20 protein-coding genes are annotated in these 23874 nt (G+C 60.6%); 6 read left to right on the top strand and 14 right to left on the bottom strand.

Annotated features, from left to right (window positions below; genetic code table 11):
• Positions 1 to 218: 218 nt before the first annotated feature.
• Positions 219 to 1502: a glutamate-1-semialdehyde 2,1-aminomutase gene (gene hemL, locus L1P05_RS13310; RefSeq protein WP_012849603.1), complete on the bottom strand. Its 1284-nt coding sequence runs from the start codon at positions 1500 to 1502 to the stop codon at positions 219 to 221.
• A 228-nt stretch (positions 1503 to 1730) separates the two neighbouring features.
• Between hemL and clcA the strand changes: the two genes are divergently transcribed.
• Both clcA and erpA read left to right on the top strand, forming a co-directional pair.
• Positions 1731 to 3170, top strand: coding sequence for a H(+)/Cl(-) exchange transporter ClcA (gene clcA / locus L1P05_RS13305; protein WP_071818534.1), 1440 nt, complete (start codon positions 1731 to 1733; stop codon positions 3168 to 3170).
• Positions 3171 to 3261: 91 nt separating this feature from the next.
• Complete coding sequence (gene erpA, locus L1P05_RS13300; RefSeq protein ID WP_012849601.1) at positions 3262 to 3606, top strand: iron-sulfur cluster insertion protein ErpA; 345 nt, start codon at positions 3262 to 3264, stop codon at positions 3604 to 3606.
• A gap of 77 nt (positions 3607 to 3683) precedes the next feature.
• Here erpA and L1P05_RS13295 read toward each other — a convergent pair whose 3' ends face one another.
• The 3 genes from L1P05_RS13295 to mtnN all read right to left on the bottom strand — a co-directional run bounded on the left by L1P05_RS13295 (position 3684) and on the right by mtnN (position 6137).
• A complete protein-coding gene (locus tag L1P05_RS13295) occupies positions 3684 to 4295 on the bottom strand; it encodes a TRIC cation channel family protein (RefSeq protein WP_012849600.1) in 612 nt (203 codons plus the stop codon).
• A 276-nt stretch (positions 4296 to 4571) separates the two neighbouring features.
• The gene (gene btuF / locus L1P05_RS13290; RefSeq protein WP_012849599.1) at positions 4572 to 5435 is read right to left on the bottom strand and encodes a vitamin B12 ABC transporter substrate-binding protein BtuF; all 864 of its coding nucleotides are present in this window, start codon (positions 5433 to 5435) and stop codon (positions 4572 to 4574) included.
• Between the two features lie 3 nt (positions 5436 to 5438).
• Positions 5439 to 6137 (bottom strand): 5'-methylthioadenosine/S-adenosylhomocysteine nucleosidase, encoded by a 699-nt coding sequence (gene mtnN, locus L1P05_RS13285; protein WP_012849598.1) that lies wholly within the window; start codon positions 6135 to 6137, stop codon positions 5439 to 5441.
• Positions 6138 to 6295: 158 nt separating this feature from the next.
• Here mtnN and dgt point away from each other — a divergent pair, with 158 nt between their 5' ends.
• Both dgt and degP read left to right on the top strand, forming a co-directional pair.
• Positions 6296 to 7819, top strand: coding sequence for a dGTPase (dgt, locus tag L1P05_RS13280; RefSeq protein ID WP_012849597.1), 1524 nt, complete (start codon positions 6296 to 6298; stop codon positions 7817 to 7819).
• A 222-nt stretch (positions 7820 to 8041) separates the two neighbouring features.
• Positions 8042 to 9457: a serine endoprotease DegP gene (degP, locus tag L1P05_RS13275; RefSeq protein ID WP_034165522.1), complete on the top strand. Its 1416-nt coding sequence runs from the start codon at positions 8042 to 8044 to the stop codon at positions 9455 to 9457.
• Between the two features lie 116 nt (positions 9458 to 9573).
• Here degP and L1P05_RS13270 read toward each other — a convergent pair whose 3' ends face one another.
• The 9 genes from L1P05_RS13270 to L1P05_RS13230 form a co-directional block, all read right to left on the bottom strand.
• Positions 9574 to 10257: an ABC transporter ATP-binding protein gene (locus L1P05_RS13270; RefSeq protein ID WP_012849595.1), complete on the bottom strand. Its 684-nt coding sequence runs from the start codon at positions 10255 to 10257 to the stop codon at positions 9574 to 9576.
• Positions 10254 to 11915 carry an ABC transporter permease gene (locus L1P05_RS13265; protein WP_012849594.1) on the bottom strand — a complete coding sequence of 554 codons (1662 nt, stop codon included), beginning with the start codon at positions 11913 to 11915 and terminating at the stop codon, positions 10254 to 10256. The genes L1P05_RS13270 and L1P05_RS13265 overlap by 4 nt, the downstream gene beginning before the upstream one ends.
• Before the next feature lie 13 nt (positions 11916 to 11928).
• A complete protein-coding gene (locus L1P05_RS13260; RefSeq protein WP_012849593.1) occupies positions 11929 to 12981 on the bottom strand; it encodes an extracellular solute-binding protein in 1053 nt (350 codons plus the stop codon).
• A gap of 201 nt (positions 12982 to 13182) precedes the next feature.
• Positions 13183 to 14718, bottom strand: coding sequence for a multidrug efflux MFS transporter permease subunit EmrB (emrB, locus tag L1P05_RS13255; RefSeq protein ID WP_012849592.1), 1536 nt, complete (start codon positions 14716 to 14718; stop codon positions 13183 to 13185).
• A gap of 17 nt (positions 14719 to 14735) precedes the next feature.
• The gene (gene emrA / locus L1P05_RS13250; protein ID WP_012849591.1) at positions 14736 to 15911 is read right to left on the bottom strand and encodes a multidrug efflux MFS transporter periplasmic adaptor subunit EmrA; all 1176 of its coding nucleotides are present in this window, start codon (positions 15909 to 15911) and stop codon (positions 14736 to 14738) included.
• 346 nt (positions 15912 to 16257) lie between these two features.
• Positions 16258 to 16776, bottom strand: coding sequence for a transcriptional repressor MprA (gene mprA, locus L1P05_RS13245; RefSeq protein ID WP_012849590.1), 519 nt, complete (start codon positions 16774 to 16776; stop codon positions 16258 to 16260).
• Between the two features lie 611 nt (positions 16777 to 17387).
• A complete protein-coding gene (locus tag L1P05_RS13240; protein ID WP_012849588.1) occupies positions 17388 to 17873 on the bottom strand; it encodes a DUF1198 family protein in 486 nt (161 codons plus the stop codon).
• Positions 17874 to 18025: 152 nt separating this feature from the next.
• Complete coding sequence (locus tag L1P05_RS13235; RefSeq protein ID WP_012849587.1) at positions 18026 to 18550, bottom strand: Dps family protein; 525 nt, start codon at positions 18548 to 18550, stop codon at positions 18026 to 18028.
• A gap of 154 nt (positions 18551 to 18704) precedes the next feature.
• Positions 18705 to 19583 (bottom strand): LysR substrate-binding domain-containing protein, encoded by an 879-nt coding sequence (locus tag L1P05_RS13230; protein WP_012849586.1) that lies wholly within the window; start codon positions 19581 to 19583, stop codon positions 18705 to 18707.
• Between the two features lie 107 nt (positions 19584 to 19690).
• Between L1P05_RS13230 and L1P05_RS13225 the strand changes: the two genes are divergently transcribed.
• Positions 19691 to 20683: a TDT family transporter gene (locus tag L1P05_RS13225; RefSeq protein ID WP_012849585.1), complete on the top strand. Its 993-nt coding sequence runs from the start codon at positions 19691 to 19693 to the stop codon at positions 20681 to 20683.
• A 244-nt stretch (positions 20684 to 20927) separates the two neighbouring features.
• A complete protein-coding gene (locus L1P05_RS13220) occupies positions 20928 to 22397 on the top strand; it encodes a sensor domain-containing diguanylate cyclase (RefSeq protein ID WP_012849584.1) in 1470 nt (489 codons plus the stop codon).
• Between the two features lie 408 nt (positions 22398 to 22805).
• Here L1P05_RS13220 and L1P05_RS13215 read toward each other — a convergent pair whose 3' ends face one another.
• Complete coding sequence (locus L1P05_RS13215; RefSeq protein ID WP_012849583.1) at positions 22806 to 23531, bottom strand: ribonuclease T2 family protein; 726 nt, start codon at positions 23529 to 23531, stop codon at positions 22806 to 22808.
• Between the last annotated feature and the right edge of the window lie 343 nt (positions 23532 to 23874).

Raw genomic sequence — 23874 nt, 5'->3', positions numbered from 1 at the left:
TAGCGCGGAAGGGGCGCGGAATAGAATGCGAAAACGCGAGGGGAAGTGTGATGGCGATCATAAGGGGGCGTCAGGCTGAGGCGCAGGCGCGATGGACAGAATCTCCTCCCTCGCGCCATCATGCCTCAGCCTCGCACGCCCTGTGCGAGGCTGACCACGCGCTTGACGGGGCGCGTGGTCAGCCCCATCAACGCCCCCCGCAGGGGGCGAGACGGGGGTTACTTCAGCTTGGCGAAGCTGCGACGGGCGGCGTCGATGGTTTTCTGGATGTCTTCCTGGCTGTGGGCCAGGGACATAAAGCCCGCCTCGAACGCGGACGGCGCTAGGTAGATGCCCTGTTCCAGCATCAGGTGGAAGAAGCGCTTGAAGCGTTCGGCGTCGCAGCGCAGCACGTCCTGATAGCCGGTGACAGCGGATTGGTCGGTGAAGAAGATACCGAACATGCCGCCGACGTGGTTCACCACCAGCGGGATCCCCTCTTCACGTGCGGCCGCCAGCAGTCCCTTGGCCAGGTTATCGGTCAGCTCCGCCAGCTGTGGGTAGATCCCCGGCTGGTTGATCTCATTCAGGCAGGCGTAGCCGGCGGCCATGGCGACCGGGTTACCGGACAGCGTCCCGGCCTGGTAGACCGGCCCGGTCGGCGCCAGCGCCTCCATCACCTCACGGCGACCGCCGAAGGCGCCCACCGGCATGCCGCCTCCGATGATCTTGCCCAGGCAGGTCAGATCCGGGGTGACGTCGTAATACTCTTGGGCGCCGCCCAGGGCGACGCGGAAGCCGGTCATCACCTCGTCGATGATCAGCAGGGCGCCGTACTGATCGCACAGTTCACGCAGCCCCTGCAGGAAGCCCGGCTGGGGCGGAATGCAGTTCATGTTGCCCGCCACCGGTTCGACGATGATGCAGGCGATCTCCTGCGGATAGCGGGCGAAGGCGGCGCGCACCGAGTCCAGATCGTTGTAGCTGCAGGTCAGGGTATGTTTGGCGAAGTCGGCCGGTACCCCCGGGGAGTTGGGCTGACCCAGGGTGAGGGCGCCGGAGCCCGCCTTGACCAGCAGGTGGTCGGCGTGGCCGTGGTAGCAGCCCTCGAATTTGATGATCTTGTCGCGGCCGGTAAAGCCGCGCGCCAGACGGATGGCGCTCATGGTGGCTTCGGTACCGGAGTTCACCATGCGTACCATGTCCATGCTGTCGATAAGCGAGGTGACCAGCTCGGCCATGCGCACTTCCATCTCGGTCGGCGCGCCGAAGCTCAGCCCGCGTTCGACGGCGGCGATCACCGCATCGCGGATCGCCGGGTGGTTATGACCCAGGATCATGGGTCCCCAGGAGCCTACGTAGTCGATGTAGGCCTTGCCATCGGCATCATACAGGTAGGCGCCGTCGGCCCGCTCGATAAACAGCGGCGTACCGCCAACGCCGGTAAAGGCGCGCACCGGGGAGTTAACGCCGCCGGGGATCAGCGTTTTGGCCTGCTCGTACAGTCGTTCGGACTTGTTCATTATCGGCTCCAGACGTGTAGAAAATAAGGTAATAAGCCTGTGCTATTCTAGAGAAGTCTGGCGCCAGATGAAATGCGTCGTGGTGCGCCGCGCGTTAGCGTCGATTTTTGCCCTCTAGAGACATTGCCTAACACTTTACAAAGACGGCGTCCGTCAGAGAGAGTAAAATGCCGACTCTATTTGTACTATTTATCCATTCTTTGACCAACTTCACTGACTGAACTGACTATGACTACGCAACAAGACCCGATCTCTCCGCCGTTGACGCCCCGTCTGCGGCACAGCGACGTTCTTCGGCGGGTAATTCGCCGGGATAAGACTCCGCTTGCCACGTTGATCCTGGCGGCGATCGTGGGTACCCTGGCCGGATTTATCGGGGTCGCCTTTGAGCGCTGTGTGGACTGGGTGCAGCAGCAGCGCCTGGCCGGTCTGGCGGAGGTCGCTAACTACTGGTTTATCGTCTGGCCTGCGGCGATCCTGGGGTCAGCGCTGCTGGCCATGTGCGGCTACTATCTGGTGCGTCGCTTTGCGCCAGAGGCCGGTGGCTCCGGTATCCCGGAGATCGAGGGGGCGCTGGAGGATCTGCGCCCTGCCCGCTGGTGGCGAGTGATCCCGGTGAAATTCATCGGCGGTCTGGGCACCCTGGGGGCCGGCATGGTACTGGGACGTGAGGGGCCAACGGTGCAGATGGGCGGCAACCTGGGGCAGATGGTGTATGACCTGTTCCGCTTGCCCAAGCGTGACAATGAGACGCGTCATACCCTACTGGCCACCGGTGCGGCGGCGGGCCTGACGGCGGCGTTCAACGCGCCGCTGGCCGGGATCCTGTTTATCATTGAAGAGATGCGCCCGCAGTTTCACTACAGCCTGGTCTCCATCAAGGCGGTGTTCATCGGGGTGATCATGTCCTGCGTGGTGTTCCGCGTCTTTAACGGCGAACACTCGGTGATTGAGGTTGGGCGTCTGGGCGTTGCGGAGCTCAATACCCTGTGGCTCTATCTGGTGCTGGGGATGGTGTTTGGTATCGTCGGCGTGCTGTTTAACATGGGGGTATTTCGCACCCAGGACATGTTCCTGCGCATGCACGGCGGCAATTGGCGTAAGCTGATGCTGATCGGCGCGGCGCTAGGCGGCCTGTGCGGCGCGCTGGGACTGATTCAGCAGGAGGCGGCGGGCGGCGGCTTTGCTCTGATCCCCATCGCCGCCGAAGGCAACTACACCGTCGGCATGCTGCTGTTTATCTTCATCGCCCGCGTGGTGACGACGCTGCTGTGCTTTGGCTCCGGCGCGCCGGGCGGGATCTTTGCCCCGATGCTGGCGCTCGGCACCCTGCTGGGGACGGCGTTTGGCATGGCGGCCGCCTATCTGTTTCCGCACTATGGCATCGATCCGGGAACCTTCGCTATCGCCGGAATGGGGGCGCTGTTTGCCGCCACGGTGCGCGCGCCGCTGACCGGTATTGTGCTGGTGCTGGAGATGACCGATAACTATCAGCTTATTTTGCCCATGATCATTACCTGCCTTGGCGCTACACTACTGGCGCAGTTCCTGGGTGGCAAACCGCTGTACTCTCGCATTCTGGAGCGTACGCTGCATCGCCAGATGCAGGAGCAGGAGGCCGCGCAGAAACGGGCGGAGCAGAGTGGGCAGCAAACCACCAATACTTGAATGGATTACTCGGGTATTAGATAATCGCCCGATGAGTCAGTATGCCCTGGGCCAAGCGGCATTCTGATATGTACACTGGCTGGAGCAATCAATGAGTGATGAAATGGCAGTGCCGCTGCAGTTTACCGATGCGGCGGCAAACAAGGTGAAATCCCTGATCGCAGACGAAGATAACCCGAACCTGAAGCTGCGCGTGTACATTACCGGCGGCGGCTGCAGCGGATTTCAGTATGGCTTTACCTTCGATGATAAAGTCAACGACGGCGATATGACGATTGAGAACCAGGGCGCTGCGCTGGTGGTGGATGCGATGAGCCTGCAGTATCTGGTCGGCGGTGCAGTGGACTATACCGAAGGGCTGGAAGGGTCGCGCTTTATCGTCAATAACCCCAACGCGAAGACGACCTGCGGCTGCGGATCGTCGTTCAGTATCTAAGCGTAAGCCGGAGCGCGGGATCTCTCGTGGCGCCTTCCTGTGGAAGGCGCCATTTTTGTATCGGCGGCGCTTAAGGGTCAGTCCAGCGTGAAGGTCGGTAGCTTGAGATGCCAGCGGATAGCCGCCAGACGAATGCCCAGCGTGATCGCCATGCCCAGCATCATGGCATGCTGTAGCGCCATGCCAAAGGTGACATAGGCGGTGACGTGAACGATGCCCCCGATGATGCAGGCGGTGGCGTAAATTTCGGTGCGCAGGATCATCGGGATCTCCCGCGCCAGCACATCGCGAATAATGCCGCCGCCCACGCCGGTGATCACCCCCATACAGACGGCGATCATGGGACCGGCGCCGGCGGCGAAAGCCTTATTGACCCCGATACCGACGAAGACGGCCAGACCCACGGCGTCCAGCACCGGCAGCACCCAGCCGGGCAGGCGGCGCGGCTGACGCACCAGGACAATGGTCAGCAGGCAGGTCACCATCGCCACCACCAGATCGGTGGGATCGCGCACCCAAAAGGCCGGGCCGTTGTCCAGCGCCATATCGCGGATAGTGCCGCCGCCGACGGCGGTGACGACCCCCAGTACCAGGACGCCAAAGGGGTCCATGCGCAGCTTGCCCGCCAGCAGCACGCCAGAGATGGCAAAGACCGCCGTCCCCAAAATATCTAACCAGTAAACCAGCATAACCCTTACCTCTTCAACGCCACCGGACTCCGGCAGGATTAGTTGTAATGACAATTATTTGTGATCTTATTGTTTTGATTGGGAATCACCTTCCAGCGGCGGCGCATAAGATAGCGTGAAAACGGGGATTACGCCACGCTGTCGGGCGGGGAAAGGTTCGGCTTTTGGCTATTCTGTGCGTCGGCTCGCGCCAACGGCGGATCCCACCGAATCCAGCGGCGTTTTGTCTGACAAGCGCGGGGGTGAAAAGCGGGCACAGAGCGTGCCCGCCGGGGTTCAGCGGGGCGTCGCCGCGGTGCTCAGCGTATGCAGCTGTGCGCAGAGGGACTCGGCGGCCAGCAGAATGCGCGGCCCACTGCGGTTGAGCCAGTCCTGATTGACGGCGATCACCGGCACCCTGAGCTGGGGGCGCCAATAGTCGGTGACGATGGCCGCCTGCGCGGCGTCGCCGCCGATGACGATCGCCTGCGGACGACGCACAATCACCTGTTCGCGGCTGACCTGCGGCCAGGGCACCGGGCTGCCGGCAAAGATATTCTGTGCGCCGCACAGCGCCAGCAGATCGCTCTGCAGCGTTTTAGCGGAGGTCGAAAACAGCGGTTGGTTGCCAAACTGCATCATCACCCGCAGCGGTGCGCCCTGGGCGTAGCGCTGGCGCAGCTGCTGCAGGCGCTGGCGAAACTGGGCGGCGGCGCGGTGCGCCTGCTCGGGATGAGGGCTATAGGCCGCCAGCCTGTCGAGATCGTCGGCCACCTGACTCACGCGCTGGGGATCGGAGTAGAAGAGGGGGATCCCCAGCGCGCTCAGCTGATCGAGCACGCGGCGGGGGTTGCCGCCGTGCCAGGCGAGGATCAGATCGGGCTTAAGGGCCAGGATGCGCTCCAGGTTGATCCCGTTCCAGGAGGCTACCTTTTCCAGCGTTGCCGCCTGCGGCGGGTAGTCGGAGTAGGCGCTGGCGGCGACCAGGCTATCGCCGAGGCCGGCGGCGTAGGCCAGCTCGGTGGTGTGCGGCGACAGGCTGATGACGCGCAGCGCCGCCGCCTGCAGCGAGGTCAGGCTCAGGCCGAGGCCCAGCAGCAGCGCAGCCAGCGACAGTCGGCCGCCCGATCCGCGACGGCGTTTGGCGCGTCGTAGGGTCATGGATTACTGGGCAGCCAGGGCGCGCAGCATCGCTTCCACCATCAAGGTGGACTGCTCGGCGGCGACCTTGAGGAACTCATCAAAGCTGATGTGAGATTCCTGATCGGCGACGTCGGAGATGGCGCGCACCACCACGAACGGGGTCTGGAAGGCGTGGCAAACGTGGCCGATAGCCGCCGCCTCCATCTCTACCGCGGCGACCTGCGGGAAGGTACGGCGAATGCGAGCCAACGGCTCGGCGCCGTTGATGAAGGCGTCGCCGCTGCAGATCAGGCCGCGCACGGCGTTCAGCTGCAGCGCAGAGATGCAGCGTTCGGCCAGGGCGATCAGCGCCGCGTCGGCGCTAAAGGCCGCCGGACAACCGGCCATCTGTCCCGGCTGATAGCCAAAGGCGGTGACGTCGGCGTCGTGGTAGCGCACCTCGTCGGAGATAACGATGTCACCGACCCGCAGGGTGCTGGCCAGGCCGCCGGCGGAGCCGGTATTGATCACCACGTCCGGGCGGCAGTGATCCAGCAGCAGGGTGGTTCCCATCGCCGCAGAGACTTTGCCGATGCCGGACTTCAGCAGCGCAACCTCAACGCCGTGCAGGCGGCCAGTATAGATTTCACAGCCGGCCAGGCTGAGGGTCTGACGATTTTCGATGCGGTCGCGCAGCAGGGTAACTTCCTGCTCCATGGCGCCAATGATGCCTACTTTCATATCAATACCTGTAATTGGGAGTAATAACGGGAATCCGGTTGTGCAGTTTACCATAGCTCCGTCCCGGACCGCTGCGCGGGGCGGCAATGGTAGAAATTATCTGGTAGGCTGTGGAGATCGGGCGTGTCCACGACGCCCTCCACGGTGGGAGATTCGCTATGAGCATCGATTTTGCGTCCAAACTCAGTTACCAGCGTCCCCTACGCTCGGCGGAGGAGGCGCTGTTCCTGAATGGCGCTTACGAGATCGGGCGCCAGTTTGAGAGCGATCGTGGACGTATCATCAATTCGGCGGCCATCCGCCGTCTGCAGCAGAAGACCCAGGTATTTCCGCTGGAGCGCAACGCGGCGGTGCGCTCGCGTTTGACGCACTCCATGGAGGTTCAGCAGGTGGGGCGGCATATCGCCCGGGAGATCCTGCACTGCCTCTCTAGCCAGGGGCGCATCGCGGCGCTGGGCCTTGCGGACTACACCGACGCCTTTGAAAGCTGCGTCGAGATGGCCTGCCTGATGCATGACATGGGCAATCCACCCTTCGGCCACTTTGGCGAGGCGGCTATTAAGGCCTGGTTCAGCCGCGAGCTGGGGGTCAGCGCCGATGGCCATAACCGGCTGGACGACGCGGCCTGTCAGGTGGCGTTCCTGCGCCGCGATGGGCGGGATGCCGAACTGGATACCCTGCGCGCCCGCCTGCGTATCGACCTGAGCAACTTTGAGGGGAACGCCCAGTCTATCCGTCTGATCCATACCCTGCTCAAGCTGAATTTGACCTATGCCCAGACCGCCTGCGTCTTAAAGTACACTCGCCCGGCCTACTGGCAGGGGCCGCTGCCGGCGGGCTTTGACTACCTGATGAAAAAGCCCGGCTACTACTGGGCAGAAGAGGCCTTTGTCGAGCAGCTGCGCCAGCAGGTCGATCTGCTGCCGCATCATCGCTTTCCGCTGACCTATATCATGGAGGCGGCGGATGATATTTCGTATTGCGTGGCCGATCTTGAGGATACGGTCGAAAAGCACCTGCTCAGCGTGGAGCAGCTGTACGCCCTGCTGAAGGACGAATGGGGGGCGGTGACCAGCGGCGATCTGTTCAGCGTCACCGTGCAGGATGCCTTCGATCGCTGTAATAAAAAATACGGTCATCGCAGCGCTGACGATATCTTTTTTATGTATTTGCGGGTGAACGTGGTGAAACGTCTGGTTCCCTACGCCGCCGACTGTTTTTTAAATAACCTGCAACACATTTTTATTGGCGCATTTAATGAGCCGCTGCTGTCCGCCGGGGCCGAAGAGTATCGGTTGCTGAATATATTTAAACAGGTCGCGCTGAAGCACGTATTCAATCATTTCGAGGTCGAACAGCTGGAGCTGCAGGGGTATCGGGTGATTAAGGGGCTACTGGATATTTATAGCCCGCTGTTGGCCATGCCGCAGTCGGACTTTCTGCGCCTGCTGCGCGATGATCGCCACCCCGACTACCTGATCGAGACGCGGCTGTTTCACAAGCTCTCCGTGAAGCACCGCCTGGCCTACCGGGAGGCGGTGGATGGTCTGGCGGCGTTTGACGGTACCGAGCTGCAGGCGCGGGAGTATTATTATCGGGCGCGACTGATACAGGACTATATCAGTGGAATGACGGATTTATATGCCTATGATGAGTATCGTCGGCTGATGGCGGCGGAATAATCATCTGCTGGATATATCGTGTTCACGCGTTGGCTTTGTAAAGTCGGGCGCATAAATATTTACGCTTCCTTGACTTTATTGCGGTGAACTTCATTTCAGTTTACTACTCTTAGTAAACATAATATCACCGTCACGGTGATAGCGGCGCCGTCTGGCGCAACGCCGTTCAGCGCCGCTGAATGAATCCGTTTTATCGTTGCTATTACGAGAGAAAATCGTGCTATGAAAAAAACCACTTTAGTATTGAGTGCCGTTGCATTGAGTCTGGGTATGGCGTTGAGTCCGATGTCGGCCAGCGCGGCAGAGACCTCTTCCGCCACCACAGCCCAGGCGCTGCCGAGCCTGGCACCAATGCTGGAGAAAGTGATGCCGTCCGTGGTCAGCATCAACGTCGAGGGCAGCGCGACCGTCAATAACAGCCGCGTGCCGCCGCAGTTCCAGCAGTTTTTTGGCGAAGACTCCCCGCTGTGCCAGCCGGGTTCGCCGTTCGGCGGTTCGCCGATGTGCCAGGGCGGCGGCAATGCGCCGTCCAAAGAGCGCTTTAAGGCGCTGGGCTCCGGGGTCATTATCGACGCGGGTAAAGGCTATGTCGTGACCAACAACCACGTGGTGGCCAACGCCGACAGCATTAAAGTGCAGCTGAGCGACGGTCGCCGCTTCGACGCCAAGGTGATCGGCACCGATCCGCGTACCGATATCGCGCTGATCCAGCTGAAGGATGCCAAGAACCTGACCGCCATTAAAATGGCGGACTCTGACAATTTGCGCGTGGGCGACTATGCGGTGGCGATCGGCAACCCCTACGGGCTGGGTGAGACCGTCACCTCCGGGATCGTTTCCGCGCTGGGCCGCAGCGGCCTGAACGTGGAAAACTACGAAAACTTTATTCAGACTGACGCGGCGATTAACCGCGGTAACTCCGGCGGTGCGCTGGTGAACCTGAACGGCGATCTCATCGGGATCAACACCGCCATTCTGGCGCCGGACGGCGGCAACATCGGCATCGGCTTCGCCATTCCGAGCAACATGGTGAAAAACTTGACCGGTCAGATGGTGGAGTACGGCCAGGTGAAACGCGGTGAGCTGGGGATCATGGGGACCGAGCTGAACTCCGAGCTGGCGAAGGCGATGAAGATCGACGCCCAGCGCGGCGCCTTTATCAGCCAGGTGCTGCCGAAGTCAGCCGCCGCGAAGGCCGGGCTGAAAGCCGGTGATGTCATCGTCTCCCTGAACGGGAAGAACATCTCCAGCTTCGCTTCCTTCCGCGCTGAAATCGGCACCATGCCGGTCGGCAGCAAGCTGGCGCTGGGGATCATCCGCGACGGTAAGCCGATGAACGTGGAGGTAACCCTGGAGCAGAGCGCGCAGAGCCAGGTGGCCTCTGACAACATCTTCAGCGGTATCGAAGGGGCCGAGCTGAGCAATGCCGCCGGTGGCAAGGGCGTGAAGGTGGACAACGTGAAGAAAGGCTCCACCGCCGCGCGTATCGGTCTGCAGAAGGGCGACGTGATCCTGGGCGTGAACCAGCAGGCGATCGCTAACATCGGTGAGCTGCGTAAAATTCTGGATGCCAAGCCGCCGGTGCTGGCGCTGAACATCCAGCGTGGCGACAACACCCTGTATCTGCTGATGCAGTAATTCCTCCGCGCGTCGCCTGGATATCGGGTGACGCCCCCGGAAAGACGAATACCCCGTGAGCGTATTGCCCACGGGGTATTTTTTTATCCGCATCTCACCGCGGTGGCGCGTACGGGTTAGGCCGCGTCGGCGCAGCTCAGCGCCTGACCGTGGGCGATATGCAGGATCGGGCCGCCCATCGTGCGCGCCTCCTGGGCGCTGTGGGTTACCAGCAGCGCGGTCTGCCCGGCGGCGGCGAGGATCGCCCGCACCTCTTGGCCTAAACGTTCGCGGGTGCCTTCGTCCAGGTTGGAGAAGGGCTCATCCAGCAGCAGGATATCCGGCTGGGGGGCCAGGGCTCGCGCCAGGGCGACGCGCTGCTGCTGGCCGCCGGAGAGGGCGTGCGGGTAGCGTTCGCCGATCCCCGACAGCTCGATCAGCTGCAGCAGATCGGCGACGCGCGCCCGCTGGACGGCGCGCGGCTGGCGGCGTAGACCAAAGGCGATGTTCTGCGCCACGGTCAGGTGAGGGAACAGCGCATAGTCCTGAAACACCATGCCGACGCGGCGCAGCTCCGGCGCCAGATGCTGCTGCGGCGATGCCACGCAGCGCCCGGCGATGCGGATGCTGCCGCGGTCGAGGCGTTCAAACCCGGCGATCGCGCGCAGCACGGTGGTCTTACCGCTGCCGGAGGCGCCGAGCAGGCAGGCCAGCGTCCCCTGACGCAGAGATAGGGAGAAACCGTTCAGCACCGGCTGGGCGCTGGCGCCCGCGCCATAGCTGACGTGCAGATTATCCAGGCATAAGGCCATTTCGTTCATCGCGACTCTCCCGCGTGTTTTAACTGGTTGCGAACCAACAGCGTCATGGGCAGGGTACCGGCCAGTACGATCAGCAGCGCCGCGATGGCGCCATCTTCATAGGTGCCGCGTGCGGCCTCGGCGTACAGCAGGGTCGCCAGCGTCTCCACGTTGACCGGGCGCAGCAGCAGGGTAATGGGCAGCTCTTTCATGACGTCGGCGAAGACCAGCAGCGCGCTGCCGATCAGCGCCGGACGCAGCAGCGGCAGGTGTACGCGCCAAAAGGTCGCCCCCTCACGCTCACCCAGCGAACGGGCCGCCTGCTCCAGCGATGGGGCGATACGCGCCAGCCCGGCGTCCAGCGCGCCGAGGGTAATGGTCTGAAAGCGCAGGGTGCAGCACAGGATCAGCAGCAGGCCGCAGGAGAACAGCGGCAGACCGCGTATCTCCAGCGCCGTCGCCAGCCAAGCATCGGCGCGCAGCGCCGGCGGCATAAAGCCAATGGCCAGAATGGTGCCCGGTACGGCATAGCCCAGCGAGGCGAGGCGCAGGGTGATCCGGCGCAGCGGCGGCGTGGGCGGCGCCAGCGCCCGAATGCGGGCATACCAGCTGAGCGCCAGGCTGATCGCCACCGCCAGCAGCGTGACCCCCAGCGACAGCAGCAGGGTATTGCGCAGCGCCGCCAGCAGCTCGGCGGAGAGCAGGGTCTGGCTGTCCAGTCGCTTCAGGCTCTGCCAGATCAGGTGCAGCAGCGGAATGATAAAGCCGAGCAGCAGCGGCAGCGCCGTCGCGGCGCTGAGCAGCCAGGCGCGCAGGCCGCGCAGAGGCTGCGGTTGCAGGGTACGCAGACCGCGCCCCGCGTAGCGTTGGCGCCGGCGTCCGTATAGCTCCAGCGTCAGCAGCAGGAAGATAAATCCCAGCATCATGCAGGCGATCTGGGCGGCGGCGGCGATGTCTGAGCGGGTGATCCAGGTGGTATAGACGGCGACGGTCAGGGTCTGCACCCCCAGGAACTCCGAGGCGCCGAGATCGTTCAGGGTCTCCAGCAGCGCTAGGCTGATACCGACCGCCAGCGCCGGTCTGGCCATGGGCAGCACAACGCGCAGAAAGGTGCCGCGCCCGTTTTCGCCGAGGGTGCGTGCCGCCTCGAGCAGGTGTGCGGGCTGGCTGATGAACATCGCCCGCATCGTCAGATAGATATAGGGGTAGAGCACCAGGCTAAACAGCACGATAGCCCCGGCGACGCCGCGAATATCCGGCAGGCGGAACTGGCGCGGGCTGTCATAGCCGAGCAGCAGGCGCAGCGCGCTCTGTAGCGGGCCAATCGGGTGCAGCAGATCCAGCCAAGAGAAGGCGACGATGTAGGTTGGCATCGCCAGTGGCAGCAGCAGTCCCCAGCTCAGCAGGCGCCGCCCGGGGAACTGAAAGGCGCTCACCGCCCAGGCGCAGCCGACGCCGATGGCGCCGGCCAGCAGCGCCACCCCGACCAGCAGCAGCAGGGTATTCAGCGCGGCCTGCGGTAGGACATAGCGCCACAGATCGCGCCAGTGCTGAACCCCGCCGTCGGCGGCTAGCCACAGCAGCGAGAGCAGCGGGGTAATTGCCAGCAGGGCGACGGCCATCGCGCCCAGCGCCAGCGGCGTCGGGTGCGGCAGGGCGCCGCGTATCCGGCGGCTCATCGGGGGGAATCGCTTACTGATCGAAGCCAACTTTATCCACCAGCAGGCTGGCCTGTTTACGGTGTTTGACGATCTCGGTCAGCGGCAGCGGATCCGGGGTAATGGTGCCAATGGCGTCGGCGATGGTCGGATCCAGCGCTACGCCCTGGCGTACCGGGTATTCATAGTTGGCGCGTGCATAGCGCTGCTGGGCCTCAGGGGAGACCAGATACTCCATCAGCTGTACCGCGGCCTGACGGTTGGGCGCATGGCGGGCTACGGCGGCGCCGCTGATGTTGACGTGGGTGCCGCCGCTGGCGAAGGTCGGTCTGATCACCTCGATCGCCTCGCCCCACTGGCGGGCATCACTGCCCGGCTTGGCGTTTTTCAGGTGTCCGACATAGTAGGAGTTGGCGATACCGATATCGCAGATGCCGCCCAGAATATCGCGCGCCACGTCGCGATCGCCGCCGGTCGGCTTACGCGCCAGATTGGCCTTCAGCGCGCGCAGCCACTGCTCGGTCTTGGCTTCGCCCTGATGGGCGATCATCGCCGCCACCAGCGCGGTGTTGTAGGGGTGCTGGCCTGAGCGCATGCAGATGCGGTTGTGCCACTCCGGCTTGGCCAGATCCTGATACTGCAGCGTGCGCGTGCGGTCGGGTAGATCCTTGGCGATGTAGAGTACGCGGGCGCGCATCGATAGCGCGAACCACTGGTTGTCGGCGCCGCGCAGGTTGGCGGGGATGGCCTGGGTCAGCGTCGCGGAGTCGACGGGCTGGGTGACGCCCGCCTCGACCAGATCCAGCAGGTTACCGGCGTCGACGGTCATCAGCAGATCGGCCGGTGAGTTGGCGCCTTCGGCCTTCAGTCGCTCCAGCATCCCGTCTTTGATATAGACGGTGTTGACCTGCACACCGCTCTGCTGTGTCCATCCCTCCAGCAGCGGTTTGATCAGCCCCGGTTCCCGGGTGGTGTACAGCGTCAGGGCGCCGTCGGCGGCGGCGGGCAGAGCGCTAAGGCCAAACAGCAGGCCAGCGGCACCGAGCCGCAGCCAGGCGGTAACGGCGGTGGATAAGCTACGCATCATCGATTTTTCTCCTGGTCAGCGGGCCTGCGCACGACGTCCGGCGCCGCCCTGGGGGATGAAATAGTAAATGATAATTACTTTTAATTTCAATTTAATTCTGTTTATCGTTATTGGAGGCCTCTGGGCGGGGGGACGGCGGGGAAAAAACGGTAAAAAAAACCGCCCGGGATGGGCGGTTGAGCGCGTGCGCGGCGCGAGGGATCAGTGGGCGCCGCCGCTGTCGCCTGCGCTGGAGAAGGGGGGCTTGGCGAACCAAATCAGTATCAGCAGCACCAGGAAGACGCCGGCCGAGGCCCAGAAGATCTCGTTTGCCGAGATGATCAGGCCCTGGGCGGTGATGTCCTGGGCTATCAGGGCGGAGGCCTGGTGGCTGCTCAGACCCAGCTTTTCCATCTCGCCATAGGCCTGCTGGGCGATGGGGTTATACGGGGTGATCGACTCGGCCAGGTGGGTATGGTGCAGCGCTTCGCGCCGCGTCCACAGCGTGGTGGTGATCGAGACCCCGATCGAGCCGGCCAGGGTACGGCAGAAGTTGCTCAGGCTGGAGGCCGCGGCGATACGCTCCGGCGGCAGACCGGACAGGCTGATGGTGGTCAGCGGCATAAAGAAGCAGGCCACGGCAAACCCTTGGACAAACTGCGGCCAGGCTGAGGCGCCAAAGTCCATGCCCGGTTCAAAGCTGTAGGCACGCCAATAGAAGCAGACGGCATACATGATGAAGCTGAAGGTGACCAGTCGTCGCATGTCGAGTCGGGCGCCGAAGCGGCCGATGATCGGGGAGAGCAGCACCGGAATTAACCCTACCGGCGCCGAGGCCAGTCCGGCCCAGGTGGCGGTATAGCCATACACCTCCTGCAGCAGCTGTGGCAGCAGCACGATGGCGCCAAAGTAGAGCATATAGGCCAGGCTGATGCACAGGACGCCGATGGTAAAGTTGCGGATCTTAAACAGTGAAAGGTCCACCACCGGGTGATCGTCCGTCAGCTCCCAGATCAGCAGGAAGATCAGCGACACGATGGCGACCACCGTCAGCAGGATGATCTCCGACGAGTTAAACCAGTCCAGCTCCTTGCCTTTGTCCAGCATCACCTGCAGGCAGCCGACCCCCAGCGCCAGCAGGATCAGGCCGACGGTATCGATAGGCTTATGCTCGATGCGCGTCTCTCGCCCTTTCAGGGTCGACATACTCACCAGCACCACGCCGATCCCCAGCGGCACGTTGATAAAGAAGATCCAGCCCCAGTGGTAGTTATCGCTGATATAGCCGCCGAGTATTGGCCCACAGATCGGGGCGACGATCACCGTCATCGACCAGAGGGCCAGCGCCATATTGCGTTTGGCGGGGGGATAGTTCCCGAGCAGCAGGCTCTGGGAGAGCGGGATCAGCGGCCCGGCGACCAGCCCCTGCAGCACGCGGAACAGGATCAGCATCTCCAGGCTTTGGGAGATCCCGCACAGCCAAGAGGTCAGGGCGAAGAGCCCGGTTGACCACAGAAACAGCCGCACCTCGCCAAAGCGCTTGGCCAGCCATCCGGTGATGGGGATCGAGATGGCGTTGGCCACCCCAAACGAGGTGATCACCCAGGTTCCTTGGGAGTTGGAGGCGCCCAGGTTCCCTGAGATCGTCGGGATGGCCACGTTGGCGATCGTGGAGTCCAGCACCTGCATGAAGGTGGCCATCGACAGCGCGATGGTCATCCAGGCAAGCTTGGCTCCCTCAAGCGGTTTTTGTTGCACAGTCACCTCGGCGCAGATTAAGCGGCATTGGCCTGGATGATCCCGGCGATCTCGCGATTCACCGGCGCCAGATCCAGCGTCAGCACATTGCTCTGGTAGGCCGGCGTCTTACGTACCTGCTGGGCCAGCACCTCGCCGCGGGTATTGGCGGTGTCGACGGTGACCAGCGTGGAGAGCCCGATGCGCAGCGGATGCTGCGCCAGCTGCTGAGGATCCAGCTCAATGCGTACCGGCAGGCGCTGCACGACCTTGATCCAGTTGCCGGTGGCGTTCTGCGCCGGCAGCAGAGAGAAGGCGCTGCCGGTGCCCATATCTAAACCGGCCACTTTCCCTTTAAACACCACGTCGTCGCCGTACATATCGCTGACGACGGTAGCCGGCTGGCCGATACGCATATTGGCCAGCTGAGTCTCTTTAAAGTTGGCGTCTATCCACATCTGGCTGGCCGGAACAATGGCCATCAGCGGCGTGTTGGGGCTGATTTGAGCGCCAACCTGTACGCTGCGCTGGGAGACATAGCCGGTCACCGGGCTGCGGATCTGGGTGCGCTCCAGCGCCAGCCAGGCGTCGCGCACCTGGGCGGCGGCCTGCAGCACCGCCGGCTGTTTTTCCAGCGGGGTATTCAGGATCAGCGCCTGATTGGCGTTGTACTGCTGGATAGCGACGTCCAGCGCGGCGCGGGCGCTCTCCATGGCGTCCTGCGCATGCTGCAGCTCTTCGCGGCCAATGGCGCCGGAGCGGCTCAGCGCCAGACGACGCTGGTAGTCGCTGCTGGCCTTGCTCAGCGCCACCTGATTCATGGCGATGTTGGCCTGATACTGTTTGGCGTTGACCATCAGCTGGTGGGTTTGGCGTACGCTGTTGGCCAGCGCGGTTTTCGCCCGCTCATAGGCCTGCTGGGCATCGGTTTTATCCAGCGTGACCAAGATGTCGCCCGCCTTCACCAGATCGGTGCCCTCAAAGTTCACCCGGGTCACGCTGCCGGAGACCTGAGCATTGATCTGTACCAGGTTGCCGGTGACATAGGCATCGTCGGTCTCCTGGTGGTGACGCAGAACGATAAACCAATAGACCAGGTAGGCAGCGGCGATCAGGATGAACACGCCGGTCATCCCTAGCATCCAGGTTTTACGCTGTTTCTTTTTATTGGGTGCAGGCTGCTGGGTTGCCTGTGTCGCCAGGTTTTCACTCATGGTGTTTCTCCGCATTTCCTCTTGGAACCATAGTCATATGATGGGTATTGCATGTCGTCTTTTCCCCCGCAGCCACACGCTGGCAACCACCGTCGCCGTGCCGCCGGCGTTGGGCAGCATAGGAGAGTGGGCGGAGGAATGAAAAGAGATATCGTCTTAGCCGCGCATTGAAACAGACACTGATACACATCGTCTGGTGGATACGTGCGCTGTACGGTCAGAGAAAGAGCGGTTGTACGTTCTGGATGGCGGGTCAGACCGCGCGTCGTTTGGCGCTGCCCTGGGGGCTGGCGATACAAACGCGCGATCTTCTACGTAACGGTAAGCATAATTTCAGGTGAATGGCTTACTGTGGCAATCCGGACTGTTCCATCTCTTCAATGCGCGATAACAGCTTACGTGTCAACACTTCCAGCTGCTGCTGCTCCTCCTGAGTCAGCGTTGACCATAAGAAGTGTAGACACTTATGCTGTGGCGGAATAATCTCGGCCAGAAATGCCTTGCCAGCCTCCGTCAGGTGCAGATGCAGGCAGCGGCGATCGTTATCACTTTCGCGGCGCTCGATCCAGCCGCGCTTCTCCAGCTCATCGGCGATACGGGTCGCGTTGGTACGCGATGATCCCAGCGCCGCGCTCAGCTCGGAGGGTTGAATACTATAGTCTTCCTGCGCATCCAGCGTAATCAGCGCCATGAACAGCGTTTCATTAATCCCTTGTTCTTTCAGCATCTTGTTGCGATTTTCCAGCAACTTATTCTGCATATGCATGCACAGGCGGGTCAGCAGGATCTCCTGATAGGGAAAATCCAGCTGCCGCTTAGCGCGCTGCTTTAGCATCTCTTCGATTTGAGCGATAGAACGTGGCATTGGATCATGACCTCATTAGTTTCATTGGGTATAGTAACTTTGGTTATCAGTCTTGTAAACGATGTTTCTGAGAAAAAAGTTAAGCCGCGTGCTAATAAATTTAATGACGAAATCATAACGGAATTAATGAATTTTTTTAATGCTCTCTTACGCAAAGGCGAACGGAGATTGCCGTGGGCGCGGGAGCGCTGCGGATACCACAGCGCAGCCAGGCGACGGTCGTCTGCCGAGCGGAGTGGGAGGTGTGCGAGTGAGCTATACATTTTTTCACTGTTATTGAGTTAGGCCAGTAACTCTTTATTTTTATAAAAAATGTCCTTACTGAGGGCGCCGGGGGCGATCGACCGGCACAGGCATCCGCCGTGGACGCCTGGGTACTGCACCGTCGTCATGGCCATGACAACGGTGTCGGTTCAGGGAGCCATGCCAACGGGAAGCGGGTGCGCCGCAGTATGACGCGACTGCCCCGTCCGAGGGAGAAAACGCACGGATTGAACCATATCGTTAATTAGTTAGTGTGAAAATGGAAAGTTCATGCTTTTAATATGCAACAGATTGCATGTCAGATTTGTGACATGTGCCGCAAGAAACGTTAACGGCCCTTATTATAGTCAACGGAAATGGTCAAGGATGTAGACATTATCACCATTTTCTTCTGCTTCTTGGACCTGCGGTGCAAAAAATTGCTGATAGTGCAGGCGGAATGCCAACATTTCATCTGTATCTGGCTCCAGATCGCGTAAAAAATCGAGCGCCAGGCGCACCTGATGCGGGTTGATATCGGCGTTAAAACCGGCTTTGCGCAGCAGTGAGCGCCAGTACCGCAGGTTGTCGTCGTCACCGTTAACGATAAAGGTTTGATAGATGAGTAACACAATCGCGCCATTATTGAGGTGCGACTCACCGCCGCACTGCAGATAGCGAACAAACGCCTCCCCCTGCGTCTTCCCCATTTGGCTGAGCAGCGACTCGACGTGCACGGGCTCGATATTCAGGCGCTGGGTCAGGCGCTGACAGGCGCGTCGGGTGGGGGTATTGAGTACGCGGAAGCCGGCGATAAACACCAGTGCCAGCGTGGCGAGCATTAACCAAATCATGCCGGTCTCCGGGAGTGACAGTCGCTCCATCATACGGATAAAGGCGCGGTTCAGCCAGCGCAGGGGGGAGTCGGGGCACGCAGCGCCCTACGAAAGCGCTACGCAGGAAAACGGCGCCGCAGAGGGCGCCGTGACAGCGACAATAAACGATCTTAGGCGCGGCGGCAGGCTTCAAACAGGAACCAGACGCGGCGTTCAGTTTCGTCGATCCAGTTTTCGATCAGGCTGGCGCTGGAGATGTCGTGATACTCATCGCAGACCGCATGGGCGGCGCGCAGCTCAGCGGCGACCTGTTTGTTGTCTTCACACAGCTCAGCCAGCATGTCGATGGGATCGACGTACTCGGCATCATTGTCTTTAATCCGCTGCATCCGGGAGATTTCGCCTATGGAGTGCAGGGTATTGCCGCCAACTTTACGTACGCGTTCAGCAATATCATCGGTCATGGCAAACAGCTGTGCGCTTTGCTCGTCCAGCAGCAGATGGTAGTCGCGGAAATGCGGGCCACTCATATGCCAGTGGAAATTCTTGGTTTTCAGGTAAAGGGCAAAAATGTCGGCCAGCAGTGCATTCATTGCTGCGCTGATTGCTTTGGTTGCCTCATGGCCCAGATCGGTTGGCGTGGCCAGGGGAAGACGTTGGCGTGCTTGGACGTCGCTTTTTTTAACCGTGCTCATCTTGATCTCCTTAGAATTAGATAATCAAAGCAGCAGTAGTGCTCAGTACCCAAGCAGTATAGATCATTCAACGTCAGTGTGGATTTATTTGTAATACAAAGAGTTTCAAGTAGATGCGGCCAGTAATCGTTACACGGATGTACGAGGCGCCCGCCTACGCTGACCAATGGCGACAAAATTCTAGCCATAGATTCAGGGTGGGGGAGATATACTTGCTGCGCTGCAGGCACAGGGAGAAACGGCGGCTAAAGCGCAGTTCGCAGGGGAGGATATAGAACTGTCCGGCGTACAGCGGCTGCTCCAGCATGCGGCGGGAAATAAAGGTAATGCCCAGATTGTTTTTGACGCAGGCGAGGATCGCGTCAAAGGCATCCAGCGACAGCACCACCTGCGGATTGTCCAGGCGGGGTGCCAGCTGGTGGTCAAAGAAGGCCCGGCTGGCTGACCCCGCCTCGCGCAGTAGCCAGCGCTCCCGGCTGAGCTGCGCATAGCTCAGCGGGCCCCGTCCGGCCAGCGGGTGTTCAAGGCTTGCGACCACCACCATCTCATCCTCCAGCCACGGCTGGCAGATTAGCGCCGGGTCGGTGACCGGTCCCTCCAGCAGCGCCACATCCAGCTCAAATCCGGCCACCATGCCGGCAATGCCCTGGGTATTGGCGATGATCGGCAGGGGGAGCCAGCCGTAGCGCAGCTGGAATGCGCTGAGCAGCTCCGGCAGTAGATAGCTGCCGATGGTCTTGGTGCAGCCGACCATCAGCCGGGTATCGCCGTTGCCGTTGTTGAACAGGCTCTCCACCCCCTGCATCCGGGTCAGCAGCTCGTCGGCCACCGGCAATAGGCGCTGTCCCTCATGGTTCAGCAGCAGGCGGGCGTGCTGACGCTCAAACAGTCGCACTCCAAGCTGGTTTTCCAGTTCGCTTAGGGTTTGCGACAGGGCTCCCTTGGTCATAAACAGCTGCGATGCCGCTTGGGTCAGGGTGCCGCTGCGGGCAATGGCGACAAAGACGCGCAGCTGTTTGAAGGTGATGTTCATTGTTTAGTTTTCCTAAACTAATGGTAAGAAATTTATTGATTTTTTAAATAATATCCTGTGGCTATAGTATGCGCCATAGAAACAATGAAAAACGTAGAGGTGTTCAGGTGTTAAGATTAATTCATCGCAAGGTTCGCAGCATGCCGACGCCGGCTGCTGGATTGGCTCTGGGTATTGCCAGCATTGGCTGGGGGCTGGAAAATGCGCTGCCGCTGCACGGGATCGGACAGAATATCGGCGCGCTGATCGCCGCCGCGATCCTGCTGGCGTTGACCGTTCGCTTTATTTTTCACCCCGACACCCTGATGCAGGATATTAAGCATCCGGTGGTGGGCAGTATCGTGCCGACCTTCGCCATGGCGACGATGGTGGTATCCGTGGCCGTAGGCCACTATTTTCCCCGCGTAGGGCAGGGGCTGTGGCTGGCTGCGGTCGCGGTACACCTGATTGCGCTGGCGCTGTTTTTCTTCCACCGCGCCCGTGAGCCGCGTATGCACCATATGGTGCCGAGCTGGTTCGTGCCGCCGGTCGGTATCATCGTTGCCGATGTTTGCTGTCCTGGCGCCGCCTTTATTCCGTTCGCACAGATTCTGCTGGTGATCGGGATGGTCAGCTACCTGATCATGCTGCCGCTGATGATTTACCGCTTCATGTTCTGCAATGAGGTGCCGGATGCCGCGAAGCCGACGATCGCTATCATGGCTGCTCCGGCAAGCCTCTCTCTGGCTGGCTATCTGACCGTGGTTCAGAATCCGTCATTGCTGCTTTGCGCCATTCTGCTGGGGATCGCCCTGCTGATGACGGTCGTGATTTACTGCTCCTTCTTCCGTCTGCTGCAGCTGCCGTTCAGCCCGGGTTATGCGGCCTTTACCTTCCCGATGGCCATCGGTGCCACCGCGCTGTACAAGATGTCCCATCTGGTTGCTCAGTATCCGGGAGCAGCGGACTATGCGGCGCAGCTTCACCTGATGGCGACGGTAGAGGTCGCGGTGGCCACGGTGATCATCGCCTATGTCGCGCTGCGCTATGCCCACAACTACTGGCTGCCGGGTCTGCGTCTGGCGGGCAAGAACGATACAACGTTTAACAACGTGGCGTAAGGTGAGGGATATCGCATGAAGAGTAACTGCATTAACGTCGTCCCCTTAATGGCTATCGTCCTCTTTATCGGCTGTACAGCTTGGGCTCTGTTTCTTTAAAACTGTGATGACTCTGTAAGTGTTCTGTCATATTCCCCGGCCTATTGCGCCGGGGTTTTTTTTATCTCCCTCCCGTCCACTGCGCCGCCCCGGCTGTTCTATAGTAATAAAGCGATATCCCCCGATGTTCTGAAGGAGAGAGGCCGTGAACGACAGCGATCCGCAGCTGGCGCGTTACTACCCCGAGCTGGTATCCCTTACCACGCTGCCGCATGACGCGGGCGATGAGGTGTACCACCATATCCTGGGGCTGGGGCTGAAGATCCTTAACATGCAGGTCGGGGTGATCAGCCGGGTGAACCATCGGATCGCCAGCGTCGTCTTTCAGTATCCCGCGCTCGCGGGGCTGCAGGCGGGACACCACCTCGCGCTCGCAGCGGACTTCAGCGCCAGCGTGGTGGCCCAGGGAGCGCTGGTGGTACAGACCACGGTTTCCGATGCGCAGCGTCAGCGCCTGCCGCCGCCCTACCGCGCGCTGCCCGTCGCCAGCTATATCGGGATTCCGCTGACGGTGGGCGGTGAGTTTTATGGCCTGCTGGAGCTGCTGTCGCGCAATGGGCGTAACCGCCCCTTCAGCAGCGGACAGATTGCCTGCGTGCGCTTTATGGCCAGCAGCATCGGCCATATGCTGTATCAGTCGACGCTGCTCCAGCGTAACGCGCAGCTGCTGCGGGAAAACCAGCGCATCAATGAGATCATCGATAAGGCGTTTAAATACGCGGCGATTGGGATGGCGCTGACCTCACCGGAGGGCTACTACCGACGAGCCAACCGTACCTTTTGTAAGATGCTGGGATACAGCGAGGCGGAGATGCTGAATACCAGCTTTCAGTCGATAACTCATCCCGACGATCTGGCGCTGGATCTGCAATACCTGCAGGATCTGGCGCAGCGTCGCATTGAGTTTTACTCGGTGGAGAAGCGCTACCTGAAGCGAGATGGCGCCTACCTGTGGGTACGTTTGAGCGTATCGGCCATTTTTGAGCAGGATGCGGTGCTGCTTTATATTTCACAGATCCAGGATATTGGCGCAGATAAAGTCGTGCTGCAGGCGCTGGCCGCCCAGCGTGAGCAGCTGGAGCAGCTGAATCAGGCGCTGACCCTGCAGGCCAGCATCGACTATCTGACCGGGATCCGTAACCGGCGCAGCTTTGTTCAGCACTTTGCGCCGCTGCTGCAGCATGCCAGGTCGCTGGTAGCGCTAGCGCTGTTCGATCTGGACTACTTTAAGCATTACAACGATACCTATGGTCATCAGGCTGGAGATGAAGCGCTGATCTACTTTTCCAATGAAATGCGTCGTCATTTTAAGGAGCCGGATAGTCTGATCGGCCGCTTCGGCGGCGAGGAGTTTATTGCGCTGTGCAGCGCTGACGGTCAGTGCAATATTTTAGAACGGCTGGATAAGCTGCGTGAGTCTCTGGATTACGGTAGCGATGAGGCCTTACCGGGCCATCTCACGGTCAGCATCGGCTGCGTGCTGGTGCCGCGGGAGTGCGTAACCCCCCAGTCATTCGATGCGCTGGTGCGCTATGCCGATGAAATGCTGTATCAGGCCAAAAATACCGGACGTAATCGGCTGAAGTACCGCGAGCTAGCGTCGCTTAAAATATAGAGCGCGGCGATATAGGGCGTGTATTACCTCAGTGCCGATGTGGCTATATATGGCGATGTGGATAGCGAATGGCCTGTCTTGCTGTATCCGATTATCTGTATAGACCCGTCGGCGCGTTTTGACGCGGGATGATTATTTTGCCGTTCTGCGTTGCTCCAGCTTTCGTCTTTATCTCCGGCTCGCGGCCCCGGCTGGCCTGAGCGTCGCCGCGGGGGGCATGGCGTATTTTGGGCGACCGAACGGTCATCGCGTGAAGATACGCGACTGATCTGCGTTCGTTAATCGTCGGCTATGGATAATGTTTATTATCCCTGATTTATCGCGTCAGCGCTGTTTTACCGCGTGGAGGGGGAGGGCGCCGGGATACGCAGCGATGGCGCTCCGGCGCGGTGTTATGGGATTTACGGATTAGCGTGCATCGAGCGACGGCGGCGCGGGGATCCAGATAGCTTCTAACGGGCAGGGTTCACCTATCTGTAGCTTGGCGTCGCGGCCATCGGGGGCGCCCTGCCGGTCTATCAGGTAAAACGCTTCAAAGAAATAGTGCTTGCCGCCGTGGGTTGCACAGCGAAAGCGAACGTTATCGGGGAACCAGGCGCGCAGGGTGTCGAGAGAGACGGACTGCCCCATATGCTTTTTGAATTCATCGTCATATTTCACCGCCGATTTCAGCTGCGTAAAGCGAGTAAAATATCCCCGCTGATCGCTGCCGAGGCAGGTACCGTGCTTACTCCATTCGTGCTTCATCAGCCCTTCGGGCTGGGCGCTGACGATTTTTCGAAACGCCGTATCTTTCAGCAGGGCGTCGATCACGCCCGGTAACAGCGCGCAGCTGCTGCCCGCGGGGCAGCCGGGTGACTGGATACAGTTGGAGGGATGGCGGTTGGCGCTCTGCTCGGTAGAGAGAAAGTAGGGCCAGATCCCATGGGTATAAAAGTCGGCGCGATAGGCTTTACACCCCGGAGCAGCCGGATTCAGCAGACAAAACGTAGGCTGCCAGGTGACGGCGTAAACCAGGTAGTCGTAGGCGCCGCTGGGCAGGCCGGGCAGATCCTGCTCATCTTTATCCAGGGCATACAGGGAGCTGGAAACGCAAAGCAGGAGCAGTAACAGAAAATATTTAATTCGTAGCACGGTCGTCTCTCTCAGTCAGGTTGCCGTATAGCTTATTTCGGGTTCAGAGAAGCTCGGGTCATCACGCGATCGTATCCTCCGCGCATCGATGAATATCGAGGTACAGACTAACACTAAAAATAAAACCCAGTCTCAACGGAGGGGGCAAGAATTGGGATGAATTTGGCGCATTGTGTAAAAATGAAAAGTTGCTGCGGCAATACTAAAGTGCCGCGCACCTATGAATAAACCACCTAGCGCATCGCTACCTAAAAATAAGTATATCAGGATGGCGCCATCGCCGTGATTCTGGTCGCATTCAGATGTTATCTTACTGTTTTAATGTGATTGTCAACGAGAGCTA

The organism is Edwardsiella piscicida (genome assembly GCF_021733145.1).
GTDB lineage: Bacteria > Pseudomonadota > Gammaproteobacteria > Enterobacterales > Enterobacteriaceae > Edwardsiella > Edwardsiella piscicida.
Note: the sequence above shows the minus strand (reverse complement) of the source record. Positions and strands in the feature narration are given on the sequence as shown.

Bases quoted from the DNA above. Each gene is read 5' to 3' on its own strand.
- L1P05_RS13240 (WP_012849588.1), bottom strand. From the start codon at position 17,873: ATGATTTGGTTAATGCTCGCCACGCTGGCACTGGTGTTTATCGCCGGC.
- L1P05_RS13260 (WP_012849593.1), bottom strand. From the start codon at position 12,981: ATGATGCGTAGCTTATCCACCGCCGTTACCGCCTGGCTGCGGCTCGGT.
- emrA (WP_012849591.1), bottom strand. From the start codon at position 15,911: ATGAGTGAAAACCTGGCGACACAGGCAACCCAGCAGCCTGCACCCAAT.
- hemL (WP_012849603.1), bottom strand. From the start codon at position 1,502: ATGAACAAGTCCGAACGACTGTACGAGCAGGCCAAAACGCTGATCCCC.
- mtnN (WP_012849598.1), bottom strand. From the start codon at position 6,137: ATGAAAGTAGGCATCATTGGCGCCATGGAGCAGGAAGTTACCCTGCTG.
- L1P05_RS13235 (WP_012849587.1), bottom strand. From the start codon at position 18,550: ATGAGCACGGTTAAAAAAAGCGACGTCCAAGCACGCCAACGTCTTCCC.
- L1P05_RS13270 (WP_012849595.1), bottom strand. From the start codon at position 10,257: ATGAACGAAATGGCCTTATGCCTGGATAATCTGCACGTCAGCTATGGC.
- degP (WP_034165522.1), top strand. From the start codon at position 8,042: ATGAAAAAAACCACTTTAGTATTGAGTGCCGTTGCATTGAGTCTGGGT.
- L1P05_RS13295 (WP_012849600.1), bottom strand. From the start codon at position 4,295: ATGCTGGTTTACTGGTTAGATATTTTGGGGACGGCGGTCTTTGCCATC.
- erpA (WP_012849601.1), top strand. From the start codon at position 3,262: ATGAGTGATGAAATGGCAGTGCCGCTGCAGTTTACCGATGCGGCGGCA.
- btuF (WP_012849599.1), bottom strand. From the start codon at position 5,435: ATGACCCTACGACGCGCCAAACGCCGTCGCGGATCGGGCGGCCGACTG.
- clcA (WP_071818534.1), top strand. From the start codon at position 1,731: ATGACTACGCAACAAGACCCGATCTCTCCGCCGTTGACGCCCCGTCTG.
- mprA (WP_012849590.1), bottom strand. From the start codon at position 16,776: ATGCCACGTTCTATCGCTCAAATCGAAGAGATGCTAAAGCAGCGCGCT.
- dgt (WP_012849597.1), top strand. From the start codon at position 6,296: ATGAGCATCGATTTTGCGTCCAAACTCAGTTACCAGCGTCCCCTACGC.
- L1P05_RS13230 (WP_012849586.1), bottom strand. From the start codon at position 19,583: ATGAACATCACCTTCAAACAGCTGCGCGTCTTTGTCGCCATTGCCCGC.
- L1P05_RS13265 (WP_012849594.1), bottom strand. From the start codon at position 11,915: ATGAGCCGCCGGATACGCGGCGCCCTGCCGCACCCGACGCCGCTGGCG.